Origin of the sequence: Paenibacillus sp. yr247 (genome assembly GCF_900103825.1) — a bacterium.
Lineage (GTDB): Bacteria > Bacillota > Bacilli > Paenibacillales > NBRC-103111 > Paenibacillus_E.
In genome coordinates this window covers 137,591-152,209 of the sequence record NZ_FNIF01000002.1, presented here as the reverse complement: position 1 = coordinate 152,209, position 14,619 = coordinate 137,591, and the positions used below count along the sequence as shown (strand labels likewise).

At 45.7% G+C, this 14,619-nt stretch carries 12 protein-coding genes; 8 read left to right on the top strand and 4 right to left on the bottom strand.

From position 1 onward, the window contains the following. The first annotated feature begins 116 nt into the window (after nt 1-116). Nucleotides 117-581, top strand: coding sequence for an acyl-CoA thioesterase (locus tag BLT91_RS05330; protein WP_090817723.1), 465 nt, complete (start codon nt 117-119; stop codon nt 579-581). A 14-nt stretch (nt 582-595) separates the two neighbouring features. Further along, nucleotides 596-991, top strand: coding sequence for an FxsA family protein (locus tag BLT91_RS05325; protein ID WP_090817720.1), 396 nt, complete (start codon nt 596-598; stop codon nt 989-991). 52 nt (nt 992-1,043) lie between these two features. On the opposite strand, the gene ytvI is transcribed toward BLT91_RS05325, so the two are convergent. Then, a complete protein-coding gene (ytvI, locus tag BLT91_RS05320; RefSeq protein ID WP_254776800.1) occupies nt 1,044-2,180 on the bottom strand; it encodes a sporulation integral membrane protein YtvI in 1,137 nt (378 codons plus the stop codon). A gap of 185 nt (nt 2,181-2,365) precedes the next feature. Here ytvI and BLT91_RS05315 point away from each other — a divergent pair, with 185 nt between their 5' ends. Next, nucleotides 2,366-4,489: an RNA degradosome polyphosphate kinase gene (locus BLT91_RS05315; protein WP_090817711.1), complete on the top strand. Its 2,124-nt coding sequence runs from the start codon at nt 2,366-2,368 to the stop codon at nt 4,487-4,489. Here the strand turns inward: BLT91_RS05315 and BLT91_RS05310 are convergent. Next, complete coding sequence (locus BLT91_RS05310) at nt 4,455-5,990, bottom strand: Ppx/GppA phosphatase family protein (protein ID WP_090817709.1); 1,536 nt, start codon at nt 5,988-5,990, stop codon at nt 4,455-4,457. The two genes, BLT91_RS05315 and BLT91_RS05310, sit on opposite strands and share 35 nt — an antisense overlap. Nucleotides 5,991-6,294: 304 nt before the next feature. Here BLT91_RS05310 and citZ point away from each other — a divergent pair, with 304 nt between their 5' ends. The 4 genes from citZ (at nt 6,295) to BLT91_RS05290 (ending at nt 10,969) form a co-directional block, all read left to right on the top strand. Continuing rightward, complete coding sequence (gene citZ / locus BLT91_RS05305; RefSeq protein ID WP_090817706.1) at nt 6,295-7,407, top strand: citrate synthase; 1,113 nt, start codon at nt 6,295-6,297, stop codon at nt 7,405-7,407. 389 nt (nt 7,408-7,796) lie between these two features. Further along, nucleotides 7,797-9,095, top strand: coding sequence for an NADP-dependent isocitrate dehydrogenase (icd, locus tag BLT91_RS05300; protein WP_090817704.1), 1,299 nt, complete (start codon nt 7,797-7,799; stop codon nt 9,093-9,095). 52 nt (nt 9,096-9,147) lie between these two features. Continuing rightward, nucleotides 9,148-10,089, top strand: coding sequence for a malate dehydrogenase (mdh, locus tag BLT91_RS05295; RefSeq protein WP_090817701.1), 942 nt, complete (start codon nt 9,148-9,150; stop codon nt 10,087-10,089). Nucleotides 10,090-10,534: 445 nt separating this feature from the next. Next, nucleotides 10,535-10,969, top strand: coding sequence for a hypothetical protein (locus BLT91_RS05290; RefSeq protein WP_090817698.1), 435 nt, complete (start codon nt 10,535-10,537; stop codon nt 10,967-10,969). Nucleotides 10,970-11,043: 74 nt separating this feature from the next. On the opposite strand, the gene yfbR is transcribed toward BLT91_RS05290, so the two are convergent. After that, nucleotides 11,044-11,640: a 5'-deoxynucleotidase gene (yfbR, locus tag BLT91_RS05285; RefSeq protein ID WP_090817695.1), complete on the bottom strand. Its 597-nt coding sequence runs from the start codon at nt 11,638-11,640 to the stop codon at nt 11,044-11,046. Between the two features lie 117 nt (nt 11,641-11,757). After that, nucleotides 11,758-12,894 carry a polysaccharide deacetylase family protein gene (locus BLT91_RS05280; protein ID WP_090817692.1) on the bottom strand — a complete coding sequence of 379 codons (1,137 nt, stop codon included), beginning with the start codon at nt 12,892-12,894 and terminating at the stop codon, nt 11,758-11,760. A 78-nt stretch (nt 12,895-12,972) separates the two neighbouring features. Here BLT91_RS05280 and BLT91_RS05275 point away from each other — a divergent pair, with 78 nt between their 5' ends. After that, nucleotides 12,973-14,523 (top strand): fumarate hydratase, encoded by a 1,551-nt coding sequence (locus BLT91_RS05275; RefSeq protein WP_090817689.1) that lies wholly within the window; start codon nt 12,973-12,975, stop codon nt 14,521-14,523. Nucleotides 14,524-14,619: the final 96 nt, after the last annotated feature.

Genomic DNA, 14,619 nt, shown 5'->3' with positions numbered 1-14,619 from the left:
TCTCGGCTTCACTCTTTTTTTATATAAATTACTTTCCTGGGTGACGGCACAATCCTCAACGTCCGAGCTGTGTTATAATGATATCTAAGAATTTGTCACTGGAGGAATTCATTATCATGACTCAGGAACGTTGGCATCAGCATCAGCTTCGCGTACGATATGAAGAAACGGATCAAATGGGAGTTGTTTACCATGCCAACTATTTGACGTGGTTCGAGATCGGGCGAACCGAGCTAATTAGAGGGCTTGGCTATCCATACCGTAGAATCGAGGACAAAGGGCACTTGCTGCCGGTTGTTGAGGCGGAGGTTAAATTCAAGAAGCCGGCTCGTTACGACGATTTAGTAGCCATCCATACGCGTGTGGTCGAAATGACCGGCGTTCGGCTCCATTTTGCCTATGAAATCCGTAAAGTATCAGAAGAAATGACGGATCTGACCATAGATTCTGCTGCAGAACCTACCGGCGAATTACTTGTGACAGGAACAACGCGGCATGTTTGGGTGAATCCTTCTTGGAAGCCAATACGTATAGAGAAGGAAGCGCCAGAATTATGGCAGCTGCTATCTAAGTATTCTTAAAAGGGGCTGAGCTTATGTTTCGTATTATTCTTGCCATCTTTATTCTTGTTCCTGCGTTAGAAATTACACTCCTCATCACCATGGGACATCTTATCGGCGGCTGGACCACATTCGCGCTTCTTATTTTAAGCGGCTTCCTAGGTGCCTATTTTACCAAGCGCGAAGGCCGCAAAGTACTGGAATATGCTCGGTATGAGTGGTCGCAGGGCCAACTGCCTGCACAGCATTTGCTTGATGGAATCTGTATTTTCATCGGAGGTATTTTATTAATCATGCCCGGTTTCATTACAGATATTTTCGGATTTCTGCTTGTTTTTCCCTACACGAGACCGATCTTCAGAGTTATGCTGCTTGCGCTGATCCAAAAACAAATCGGCAAAGGCCGAATTAATTTCATAAATCGCAGATAAAGCCGGACGGTAGTTGTTCGCGGTATGTAAAAACTAAGGCTCGGTCATCCACCTATTCGGGAGGAACCGAGCCTTTTTGTATGTAAGCAGCAATATTATGAAAGATTCTTGCGCGATAGAAAGCCGAAATCATAATGAGACTTACAGGACCAATAATGAGCCCAAGCAGTCCGAATAGCTTCAGTCCGACGAACATAACGATTAGCGTAGCCAGAGGGTCTAAGCCGACGGAGGAGGCCAGCACCTTAGGTTCCATAATTTGTCTAGCAATCACAATGACGCCATAAAGCACACTTAGTCCAATTCCAAGGTAAAGGTTTCCTTGCGCGAAGAACACATACAGAATCCACGGCACCATGACGGCACCGGTCCCCAAATAAGGCATCAAGTCTGCTAAGCCTGTTAATAAGCCAATGGTTATCGCGTAGTCAACGCGCAATACGAGTAATCCGATGATGACCACAAGAGCTGTAAGCGAAATGAGGATCAGCTGGGCGCGCATGTAGCCAAACAATGCTTTTTGCAAGTCGTTCCGTATCAAGCGGGTCGTCTTCACAATCATCTCGGAGAAGATTCCTTTATATCTTCTGATAAGCTGATACCAATCTTTACTGATAAAGAAGGTGGCCAGCATGACGATAATTGTAATTGTCGCGATATTCGGCAGTGAGGTTAGAAATCTTTTTAGCGTGTCAAAAACATAACTAATTATGAATTTACTGACATCTGCAATCGAGCCTGCTGTTGAAGAAAGATTATTGTTGACGGTTTCTTGATATTTCGGGTTATTTTCAAAAAACTCATTAATGCGTTCAATCCAATTCTGGAAAGCTGAAGAATTAATGAACACATTGAATTGCTCCATCCGTCTGTTAATCTGAAACTGCAAGGTTTCGGCAAGCGAACCTAATTCCACAACGATATTTGCGACAAGTAAGGAAATGGCCGTAAGCATGGCACCCAAAAATATCATCATAGATAAGGTGACGGCAAGCCAACGTGGAAATTTTAATTTGAATTGGAAGAAGTTCACAAGAGGATTAAGCATAAGTGCTAGGATCCAGCCAAAAATAAATGGGTAAATAAGTGGAATTACATAATAGAAAGCGAAGCTAATTAAAACAATAATAGATGCAACCCAAATGCCCCTGAAAATTTGGTGAACTAATCGTGGATTCAGGATACCCAAAGTTTTTTCTCTCCTAAGTTCAAGTCTTTTTATTGTAACATGAACATGGATAAATAAGGAAACAAACATTCCTTTACAAAATCTTCATATAGTAATAGAGGGGTATCCGCATTGTCGGTGTACAGGGCACATAGTACAATATAGATGTCAATATGGCAAAAATAGACAACAAAATTGGAGGCTTTATGGGTATTGCGCGAGAACCTGATTTGAAGGAAGCTAAAGAGCACAAAGAAGTCAAAGAGATTTCGACCAAGTACTTAAACCGTGATTTAAGCTGGATCGAGTTCAATTGGCGTGTTCTGGAGGAAGCTCAAGATTCGAGCACTCCGCTGCTTGAGCGTATGAAATTTCTGGCTATCGTTTCTAGCAATCTCGATGAATTCATGAGTGTTCGTGTCGCAGGACTCAAGGATCAAATCAAGGCTGGATATACCAAGAAAGACTTCACGGGCTACACCCCTGCGGGTCTTATTAAACGAATTATGAAGCGCACGGCCAAAATGGTGACAGAACAGTATAAAACGTATCGTGAAGTAACGAGACTGTTGACCAAAGAAGGCATTGTGTTCGCTGAATATGAAGATTTGAATACGAGCCAGAAGAAAGCCATGGATGCGTATTATCATGACATCATTTTTCCCGTATTAACTCCGATGGCTGTGGATCAAAGTCGTCCATTTCCACTTGTACATAATCAGTCCGTTTATTTAGCCGTGCTTCTTGTGCGAGATGGGGATGACCCGGATGATGAGCCTTATTTTGCTATCGTTCAAGTTCCCAGCAATTTATCCCGTTACATTCCTGTCCCAACACGGCCGAATAGTAAAAAGACGGAATTTATTCTTCTTGAAGAATTGATGAAGCACCATATCCAATCGCTATTCAGTGGATACATCCCGATTTCTGTGCATGGGTTCAGAGTGACTCGTAACGCCGATTTAACGCTCAATGAAGAAGGGGCGGAAGATCTGCTTGAAGAGATCGAGAAGGAGCTTAGACGCAGGCGCTGGGGCTCTCCAGTACGACTTGAAGTGCAAGAAGGGATTCATCCCTATGCTCTTGCCCAGCTTCAGGATGAGTTTGAGATTGAAGAGCAAATTTTTGAAATTGATGGACCGCTGGATATCACTTATTTTATGAAGCTGGCAAGTTCGTTAAATGGCTATGAAAATCTTCGCTATCCGCGTGTCATTGCCAAATATCCAGTTGAATTCGAGGATACGAATGATATCTTCGAGGTTCTCAAACAAATGGATGTACTTGTGCATCATCCATTCGAAACATTTGACGCGGTGACCGATTTCATCATCCATGCTGCCTATGATACTAACGTACTGGCGATCAAAATGACGCTGTACAGGGCGAGCGGAAACTCACCGATTATTCAAGCGCTAGCCAGAGCCGCGGAGTCCGGAAAACAGGTCACAGTTGTTGTTGAGCTGAAAGCCCGATTTGACGAAGAGCGGAATATCGCATGGGCAAGAATGCTAGAAAAGTCAGGTTGTCATGTCGTTTATGGACTTGTAGGGCTCAAAACTCATGCTAAAATAACGCTAGTCGTTAGACAGGAGGAGCATACGCTGCGCCGTTATGTACATGTGGGAACGGGTAACTATAACGATAGCACAGCTCGTCTATACACCGACGTTGGACTTTTCACCTCAAACAGCGTAATTGGTGAAGACGCTTCGGCACTTTTCAATGAGATTACCGGCTACTCTGCTCCGCATGATTGGCAGTCCTTCGCTGTGGCTCCAACCGATTTAAAAGATAAGCTGTTCGAACTTATTGAACGTGAGGCAGCGCATGCCAAAGCGGGCAGACCAGCCAAAATTATTGCTAAAATGAATTCACTATCCAATCAAGAAATGGTAGATGCCTTGTATTCGGCTTCGCAAGCGGGTGTTAAGATCGAATTGATTATCCGCGGCGTGTGCTGTTTACGTCCAGGAGTGTCTGGGCTTAGTGAGAATATTACGGTTAGGAGTATCGTAGATCGTTTTTTAGAGCATTCACGCATTTATTATTTCGAAAATGGCGGTTTAGTTGATGTCTATTTATCTTCGGCTGACTGGATGACACGTAATTTAAGTCGCCGTATTGAGCTGATGTGCCCAGTCATTGATAATCAAATGAAGAAAGTGATGATTCAAATTCTAAATGTCAGCCTACGCGATAACGTTAAAGCAAGGGAACTGATGCCGAACGGGATGTACAGTCGGATAAAAAATGAACTGACCCCATATCGGAGTCAGTTCGAGGCGATGAAAATTACTTCTTGGAAAAAACTCCGGCTTGAATCTTAAGCTTTAGACCCCAGACTTTTTCAAATTCTTTGCCTATAGCGCCGAGTTCCTTTAACTCCATGATGGGGTTGTGGACACATAACAGCTTAAGGGTCAAAGTCGTTTCAGTTTGTGTTAATTGCAGCTCTTGAACAGGCTGTGTCTCACTGTGATCCAAGGCTATAGCTAACTTAAGAAGTGTACCTAACATTACAATTAATGCCTCGTCGGATTCCGCCAGCAGGTCCTTGTATGCAAGGATTTGCTGGTGGGTCCGGCTTTTTGTTTTATAAGTAGCAATGAAGGAGCAAATGACAATTTCTCGATGACTAAGACCGTCGATACGCGACCATGCCATCATGTACTGAGTATGCTTGAGATATTGATAATAGTGAACACTGGCTCCAATTCGATGCAGGAGGGCAGCCGTGTGCATATATCGTTGGTTTTGTTCTTCCAATTCAGATCTTGCAGAGAGCTTTTCATAAAGCTGAGTTGCGAATTTATCCACATGCCTAACATGTTTCTCAGCAGCGTTCGGATGGAGTAAAAGTAAATTATGAATACTTGCTTCAAGTACATCAGGCTTGATCGGGTGCTTAGGATCGAGTGTTTCATAGAAAAGGCCATCTCGAAGTCCTGACCCGCTGATAATGCACCCGGATGCGCCCGCCGCTTCGAATAGAGTATCCAGAATAATCAGTCCCGGAACCATAATATCTGCACGCTCTTTGGAGAGACCATCTATTTTTTTTCGCTTTTCTATAGGTAATGAGGATAACAAGGTAAGGAAGGCATTAAGCTCTCCTGGTTTTAACACGTAATTATGAGCAAGCTGGAGTGAATATTTACTGCGTTTTTGACTCATTTTTCCTAGAGTTCGAATCGTTCCACCTAGTCCAATCATAGGCAGATTCGGAGAATCCGTAATCCAAGGATGATCCGAAATTGCAACTTGAACCATCTGGCGAATATCTACGATTTCCTGCTCGGTGAGATTCTCATTTTTCATAAATTGACGTGTGGTGTTCACCGCACCGAAAGGAAAGGAAACGCTGTGCAGCAATTTCCGGTCACGAAGCAAAGTGACTTCCGTGCTCCCTCCGCCAATATCAATGATCAGGCCGTCCCGAATATCGATCGAATTAACCACACCTACGTAGCCATAGCGAGCTTCCTCCGTGCCGCTCAGGACTTCGATGCTTAGTCCGGTCTGCCCTTCGAGAACGCGTACAATTTCGGCTGAATTATTCGCATTACGTATGGCTGCCGTTGCAACGGCTCTTACCGTCTGAACTTCATGAACTTTGCATAGCAGAGCATAGTGGGATAGAATGGGGACAATGGAAATAATATCTTTGCTATGTAAAATGCCATCGTAACCAATGCGCTCGCTGAGTCTAGCTGAATCTTTGTGCTCACTCACAACACGGTATGCCCCCAGGGCATTGATTTCGTAGATAACGAGTCGAATCGAGTTGGACCCGATATCAATGATGCCGATACTTGTGTCGCTGCTCATGTATTTGCTCCTTTTTTCAGAGAAAAATCACTATTACTGTGCCTACATTGTATCAATCTCAACCTGTCTCGACAAATTTTTACTCCTTGGTTGCATAAATCGAGGAAATTAACAAAAACTTGTATCGTGCGTTTAAAGATGTGGATCCAAAAGACAGAGGCGAATTCTGCCAAAAAGATTCTTTATGGTAGTGATAATGAAGTTTTATGTCCTCTTTTGTTCACTTACCGAGCAAAATACATTATTATTAAAGTTAGGAAAAAAGCAATTTTTTGCTAATAGAGTAAGCTAAGGAGAGATTCCCATGTCTGCAACCAAAGGTTTAGAAGGAATTGTAGCCACGACCTCGTCGATCAGCTCCATAGTAGATGGAGTACTAACATATCGCGGGATTGATATTGATGACCTCGCAGAAAATGCGACATTTGAAGAAGTTATTTATTTACTTTGGTTCGGTAAGTTGCCTAAGCAAACGGAACTCGAGAAACTGCAAAGCGACCTGAACGCTTACAGCAAGGTGCCTGATGCTGTTATCAACCAGTTGAAAGCATTCCCGAAAGATGTTAATTCCATGGCCGCTCTTCGTACAGCCGTATCCGCTCTTGCGCTGTATGATGATGAAGCTAACGATTTGAGTCCAGAATCCAATGTGCGCAAAGCGATCAAGCTGCAAGCACAAATTCCTGGCATCATCGCGGCATTCGCGCGTATCCGTGAAGGTAAAGAACCATTAGCTTCCCCAGGATATTCTTCTGTAGCTGCTAACTTCTTGTACCAACTGACAGGTAACAAACCGGATAAGGTCGCTATTGAAGCTCTGGACAAAGCATTAGTTTTACATGCTGACCATGAGCTGAATGCTTCCACATTCGCTGCACGCGTTACTGTTGCAACATTAACAGACATATACTCCGGTATTACTTCTGCAATCGGCACGCTTAAAGGACCTCTTCACGGCGGTGCAAATGAAGCAGTTATGGCAATGCTCGAAGAGATCGGCACTGTAGAAAACGTAGTTCCTTACATCAACGATAAGTTAGAGCGCAAAGATAAAATCATGGGCTTTGGACACCGTGTTTACAAAAACGGAGATCCGCGCGCGAAGCACTTGCAAAAAATGTCATATGAGCTAGGTAAGCTGACTGGCAACTTGAAATGGTACGAAATGTCCATTAAAGCTGATGAGTTGGTTACTAGCCTAAAAGGCTTGAAACCGAACGTAGACTTCTACTCGGCTTCCGTATATACAACATTGGAAATCCCACGCGACCTGTTTACGCCGATCTTCGCGATTAGCCGTACATCCGGTTGGGCTGCCCACATCCTAGAGCAGTACGAGAACAACCGCTTAATCCGTCCTCGCGCTGAGTACACAGGTCCGGTTAACCAAAAATATATCCCAATTAGCGCTCGCTAATTGTCATTGATCTAAGCTCAAGGTGCGGGTAGTTCGGTACCCATCTCCATCAGGTTCACCCCTGGGAGTACCGCAACTCCCGTCACTTTTTGTGTGTCTACCTACATACTTCTACGGTGACGAGTTAAATTTCTTAGGAAGTTTCTCGCAGCAGCTATGTAGCTAAGTGGAGTGCTTGGCAGTGCCTGGAGAAACGTAGTGGCCGCCTTTAGAATCCTGTCCATACCATATATAGGGATCTTTGATCGAGATCAAAGTCTCTCCTTGTAATAAATTCATTTGGACAGGATGATAACAGCGGTCGGAAGGCACTGCCAAAAGCACGCAACGTAACGCGCAATAGTAACTTTTTGATAAACTAATCTACATAAATTTTAGGAGGAACTATCATGCCACAATTCGAATCCTACGAGCTTCCAAAAGAAGGTCAAAAAATCACCATCGAGAATGGTGTTCTGCAAGTACCCAACAACCCGATCATCCCTTACATCGAAGGTGACGGAACAGGTCCTGATATCTGGGCTGCTTCTGTACGCGTTCTGGATGCTGCTGTTGAGAAAGCTTACAAAGGTGAGAAGAAAATCGCTTGGTACGAAGTATTTGCTGGCGAGAAAGCTTTTAACAAATTCAACAACTGGCTGCCTAACGATACATTAACAGCTATGCGCGAATACATCGTGTCCATCAAAGGACCTCTTACAACGCCAATCGGCGGCGGCATTCGTTCCCTGAACGTGGCACTTCGTCAAGAATTAGATCTTTACGTATGTTCCCGTCCAGTCCGTTACTTCGATGGCGTTCCTTCACCGGTTAAACGTCCTGAGCTGGTTAATATGGTTATTTTCCGTGAAAACACAGAGGACATCTATGCAGGTATTGAGTGGGAAGCCGGTTCCGACGCTGTTAAAAAAGTCATCAAATTCCTTCAAGATGAAATGGGCGTTAAGAAAATCCGTTTCCCAGAGACTTCCGGTATCGGTATTAAACCAGTCTCCTCCGAAGGTTCCGAGCGTCTGATTCGTGCAGCGATTGAGTACGCAATCAAACATGGCCGTAAAACCGTTACATTGGTACACAAAGGTAACATCATGAAATTCACAGAAGGCGCGTTCAAAAACTGGGGTTACGAGTTGGCTGAGCGTGAATTCGGAGACAAAACATTCACATGGGCACAATACGACCGCATTAAAGAAGAGCAAGGTGCAGAAGCAGCTAACAAAGCTCAAAAAGATGCAGAAGCAGCTGGCAAAATCATCGTAAAAGATGCTATCGCCGACATCGCTTTGCAACAAGTATTGACTCGTCCGACTGACTTCGACGTTATCGCAACATTGAACTTGAACGGTGACTACCTGTCTGATGCACTTGCTGCACAAGTTGGTGGTATTGGTATCGCTCCAGGAGCGAATATTAACTACTTGACTGGTCACGCAATCTTCGAAGCTACGCATGGTACAGCTCCTAAATATGCGGGTCTTGACGTAGTTAACCCAGGTTCCGTAATCCTATCCGGCGTTATGCTGCTCGAGCACCTTGGCTGGTTGGAAGCGGCTGAATTGATCTACAAAGGATTAGAAACATCCATCAATAACAAAACCGTCACTTATGACTTTGCTCGTTTGATGGAAGGCGCGAAAGAAATCAAATGTTCCGAGTTCGCGAACGAAATCATCAAAAACATGGCTTAATTCTTTTGAGAAAAAGTTGATCTACTAAAAACTATTAGGAGGCACATCTCAAATGGCAATTCGTCGTAATAAAATTACCGTTGTCGGCGCAGGTTTCACGGGAGCAACAACTGCTCTTATGTTAGCTCAAAAAGAACTTGGTGACGTTGTTCTTCTCGACATCCCGCAACTGGAAAACCCTACAAAAGGGAAAGCGCTCGACATGCTCGAAGCAGGTCCAGTTCAAGGCTACGATAGCCAAATTACAGGTACTTCCAACTATGCAGATGCTGCTGATTCCGACATTGTCATCATCACAGCAGGTATCGCTCGTAAACCGGGTATGAGCCGCGACGATCTGGTTAACACGAATGCTGGCATCGTGAAATCCGTTTGTGAGAACGTGAGAGAAGTAGCTCCTAACTCCATCGTTATCATCTTGAGTAACCCAGTTGATGCGATGACTTACGTAGCTTTTCAAGCACTTGGATTCCCCAAAAATCGCGTAATCGGTCAATCCGGCGTACTCGATACAGCTCGTTACCTGACATTCATCTCCCAAGAGCTGAATGTATCCGTTGAGGATGTAAAAGGGGTTGTTATCGGCGGACACGGCGATGACATGGTTCCACTCGTTCGTTACACATACGCTGGCGGCGTGCCAATCGAGAAGCTGATCCCAGCTGAGCGCATTGAAGCTATCGTTCAACGTACACGTACTGGCGGCGGCGAAATCGTAAACCTGCTTGGTAACGGTAGTGCATACTACGCACCGGCAGCTTCTCTTGTGCAAATGACTGAAGCAATCCTTAAAGATAAAAAACGTATCATCCCTACCATTGCCCTTCTTGAAGGCGAGTATGGCTATGATAATCTGTTCATGGGCGTTCTGACTGTGCTTGGCGCTAACGGTATCGAGAAAATTCTTGACATCGAGCTGACTGAGGAAGAAAAAACAGCTTTGGACAAAACGGCTAACTCCGTTCGCAACGTAATCAAAATTGTAACAGGCTAATCGATTTTCATGCAAAGAGCCAACTACCTATTTATTAGGGAGTTGGCTCTTTTTTTGGTTTTATAAATAGGAATTTATTACAGGCCACTGAATTGGTCATTTATTCCAAATGGATGGAGGGAGATGTTAATGAGAAGGAGCACAGCGGAAGCAGGCTGGCAGCGATGCAATTGTTGCAAGCTCAGATTGGTTGTCTACCAATTTCGGTGAGCGTTTCCGTACAACGCGCTAGGAGATACTCCTCCAGCCGCTGCCTTAAATACAGAGTACAAAGAACCCTTGGACCCTTTTTGAGTACCTGGGGTTCTTTTCTGCTGTTTTAGTCACATTTTTATGTAGATATGGTGAATTTACAGTTTTTATGACATCGCTTTCTTGTCCAGAAGATTCCTATTCGGTATACTGAAGGGAATCCATTCTAATTAAAATTGCGGAGGTTATCAAAATGTATCAAGTAATGATTTTTTTACATGTAATTAGTGCCTTATTGCTTGGTTCGTATGTCGTGTTCCCTTTCATTGTGGGACGTGCTGCTACTTTATCCGGTGCTGCACTAGAGATCTTCATGGGACTTCTGTCCACGTTGAACCGAGTTGCCCAATTTTCGTTGATCGTGACATTCCTTACAGGTGGAGCTATGATTAGTCAAGTAGATCCTAAACCATCCGCCCTGTGGATGGCGCTAGCTGTCGTTTTGTTGATTATTATAGGAGCGGTCACAGGTATGATCGGAGGCAGAATCAAGAAGCTGGTTGCAAATAGCAAAGCAGGAAAAAGTACAGCTTCCGATGCTGCGAAAATTAAAACATTTAGCTGGATCGCAGCGGCAGCGGTTATCGTCGCTGTTTTATTTATGACAAATCCACAATTATTTGCTTAAGTTCGTGCGAAAAAGAAAGAGCATGCTCATCTTCGTTGATGGCATGCTCTTTTTGTTTGATTTCTGAAAGGTCCTTAATTTTCCTGGGACGAATTCAATGTGATTTCATCCAATGTTTTCTCGAACGATGCGCTCATATGCTCGAGGAAATAATCGACTTCAGGCATATTCATTCTCTGCAGGCTTTCTAATATTTGCTGTTTCGCAACTACGAACTCGCGGTTGCCGGTAGAGAGCTCTGTTAAGCATTTGATGTAGGCTTCGAGCAAGTCTGCGGCTTTCACCCAACGATAAAGCTCAGGGTCAGGATCTTGTATTAGATTGCGGTAGATGCCGCTGATCTCAGGAGGAATGGTTTGAATGAGACGTTCGACGGCAACATCTTCGATTTCGCGGAAGTTTCGCAGGATCTTCTCGTTATTATGCTTCACGGGTTGAGGGATGTCTCCGGTTAATACCTCGGATGCATCGTGGAACAAAGCAATGGAAACGACGCGATCTGTTGGTACATTGCGGCCATAGACTTCATTGGCGATGGTGCAAAGCATATGAGCGATTGCAGACACGTAGTAAGAATGCTCAGCAACGGTATCTCTGCGCATGTTCCACATGAGACTCCAGCGATCGATATATTTAAGACGGTATAAATAAGCAAAAAAGTGATGGTTCATCGGGCTGCTTGCACTCCTTCTATTTCAAGTCTTCCTATCGTACCGCAAGTTGGCGGAATAGCCAATTGATTGCGCAAAGAAAGGGCCGTCTGGCAAGAAGAAGCCAGACGGCCTTTTCTATTTGACGCTCGGTGTCACCCGCGCTGCCACCGTCCCGGTGGCCGGGGTGTAGACGAGCGGCAGCCCGATCAGCGCCCCAAGATCGTCGAGCGCGATCGTGACCTGCCCGTGCTCGCGCAGCACGGGCTCACGCAGTACGACGCGCGTAACCCCGCGCGTCGCTGCCTTGGCATTCACCTGCAGGGTGAATGCCTCTCTCCCGAGGCGGAGGCGCAGCGCCCCGCCTTCCGCACTTGCGCTGCCGCCGAGCTGCGCAGCGGCAGCGGCAGCGTCCACGCGCAGCGGCGCGCTGCCCGGCTGCGCCAAGACCCGGCGCTGGATCGAGCGGTGGAGCAGCGCCGGCGTGATGCCTGGGCTGCCCGCGTTGATCCGCGGGATAAGCAGATGATCAGTGCTGCGCGTAGCCATCTCGGGGGTGATCGTGAAGGCGTAGCGGATGCCCGCCTGCTGAATAAGTTCCGTCGCCATAGGCGACGTGATGCCGAACGGGTACGCCATCGTGTCTAGCGGCGCGTCCGTTAGCCCTGCAAGCTTGCCGACGCATGCTTGTGTGTCCTTGAGCACTCGCTGCTTAAAGGCATCATCGCTCTCCGCATCCAATCTTCCAACAAGTGCTGCGTTACCATCAGACAGCTTGTGATGCAGGTTATTGGTATGACAGCCAATATCGATAAAATTCGTCGCATGGGTCATTTCGCTGATCTGTTCCTTGGACATTGAAGGGATGTAGGAACCCATCGGGTTGGCCAAATCATTCGTAATCACGTAGTTCACAGCGGGAATACGTAAGCTTTTAAGTATAGGATAGGCCGCTGTATAAAAGCTCTGATACCCGTCATCGAACGTGACGAGAACGGCATTGGAAGGAACCGTTGCACCTTCCATATATTGCTTGAATTCGCTCAATGTAATAAAATGATAGCCCTTGCTCAGCAAAGACTGAAGTTGTTCCTGGAACAGCGCTGTAGTGATCGTACTTGAGCTTTTATCTGTGTCATGGATATGATGATACATGAGGACGGCAACCTGATCCTGATAGTAGATATCTGGAGATCGCTTAGCCTGCAGCGGCGTAAGCAGAAGCGTGAGGCCTATTAGACTCAGTAGAATCGTAATAGCGATTCTTTTGGACATGTCAGGGTATCTCCTTGTATGTTATAATAGTTTGTAATTATTATCATTTGTTAGTCGAGAGAGGAGCCATTTCTAGTCATGCAGCATTTTTATCAAAGCGTCTACGATTTGATTGTCGAAACCTCCACAAACCTTCCGGGTGATGTGCGTCGTGCGGTTCAAGCCGCTGGGGAGAACGAGGACAAAGGAACCCGCTCTGCGTTGTCCCTATCCCGTATTTCCGATAACATTCATATGGCTGAATGCAATGTATCTCCAATTTGTCAGGATACAGGCATGCCAACATTCATTATACACTGTCCGGTTGGGGCAAACCAAATTATCATGAAGAAGCAAATTCTCGAAGCTGTAGCCAATGCAACTAAAGCGAGCAAGCTTCGTACGAACTCGGTAGATTCCCTTACAGGAGCAAACAGCGGTGACAATCTCGGACCTGGAACACCTGTTATTCACTTTGAGCAGTGGGAACGTGATGACGTTGAAGTGAAGCTGATCCTCAAAGGCGGCGGCTGTGAGAACAAAAATATCCAGTACAGCTTGCCTGCCGATCTTGAGGGTGTAGGTAAAGCAGGACGTGATCTTGACGGTATTCGTAAATGCGTGATGCACGCAGTCTATCAAGCGCAAGGTCAAGGCTGCAGCGCCGGCTTTATCGGTGTTGGTATCGGTGGCGACCGTACAAGCGGTTACGAATTGGCTAAGCATCAATTGTTCCGTCACGTTGACGATGTGAATCCACATCCGGAACTGCGTAAAGTGGAAGAGTACGTTATGGAGCATGCAAACACGCTCGGTATTGGTACGATGGGCTTCGGAGGTCAAGTGACACTGCTGGGTTGTAAAGTCGGTGTCATGAACCGTTTGCCAGCAAGCTTCTTCGTTTCGGTTGCTTACAACTGTTGGGCGTTCCGCCGTCAAGGCGTAATCTTGAATGCGGAAACCGGAGAAATCAATGGCTGGTCCTATCCAAGAGGGACGGAGGTTTCGTTCCAAGAGGCTTTCGAAGCAAGTGCTGAAGCGGTTAAGAACGTGCCGCAAGAAGAGCGCCGTGAGATCGTCTTGACGACGCCAATATCCGAAGAGCAAATCCGCAGCCTGAAAGTCGGCGATGTTGTCGTCATCAACGGTACGATGCATACAGGACGCGATGCTCTGCATAAGTATTTGATGGACCATGATGCACCAGTAGATCTTAATGGCGCTGCCATATATCACTGTGGACCGGTTATGAGTAAGGATGAAGCTGGCGAATGGCATGTAAAAGCGGCTGGACCGACGACGAGTATTCGTGAGGAGCCTTACCAAGGCGAGATTATCAAGAAGTTTGGGATTCGCGCGGTTATCGGTAAAGGCGGAATGGGACCGAAAACGTTGGCAGCTCTGAAAGAGCATGGCGGCGTATATTTGAACGCTATTGGTGGTGCGGCACAATACTACGCACAATGCTTCAAGAAGGTTGAAGGCGTTGATTACATGGAGTTCGGAATTCCGGAAGCAATGTGGCACTTAGAAACAGAAGGATTCGCTGCTATCGTAACCATGGATTCACATGGCAACAGCTTGCATGCTGACGTAGAGAAGAATTCGCTTGAGAAACTGTCAGCTCTAAAAGAGCCTGTTTTCAAATAATATTCAGAACGAGTACGTTCTTTTTCATCTTTACAAATAAATAACTGGATTAGGCATGGAGGAAAAGGTTACTATGTAGAGTAGCCCTTTCCTTTT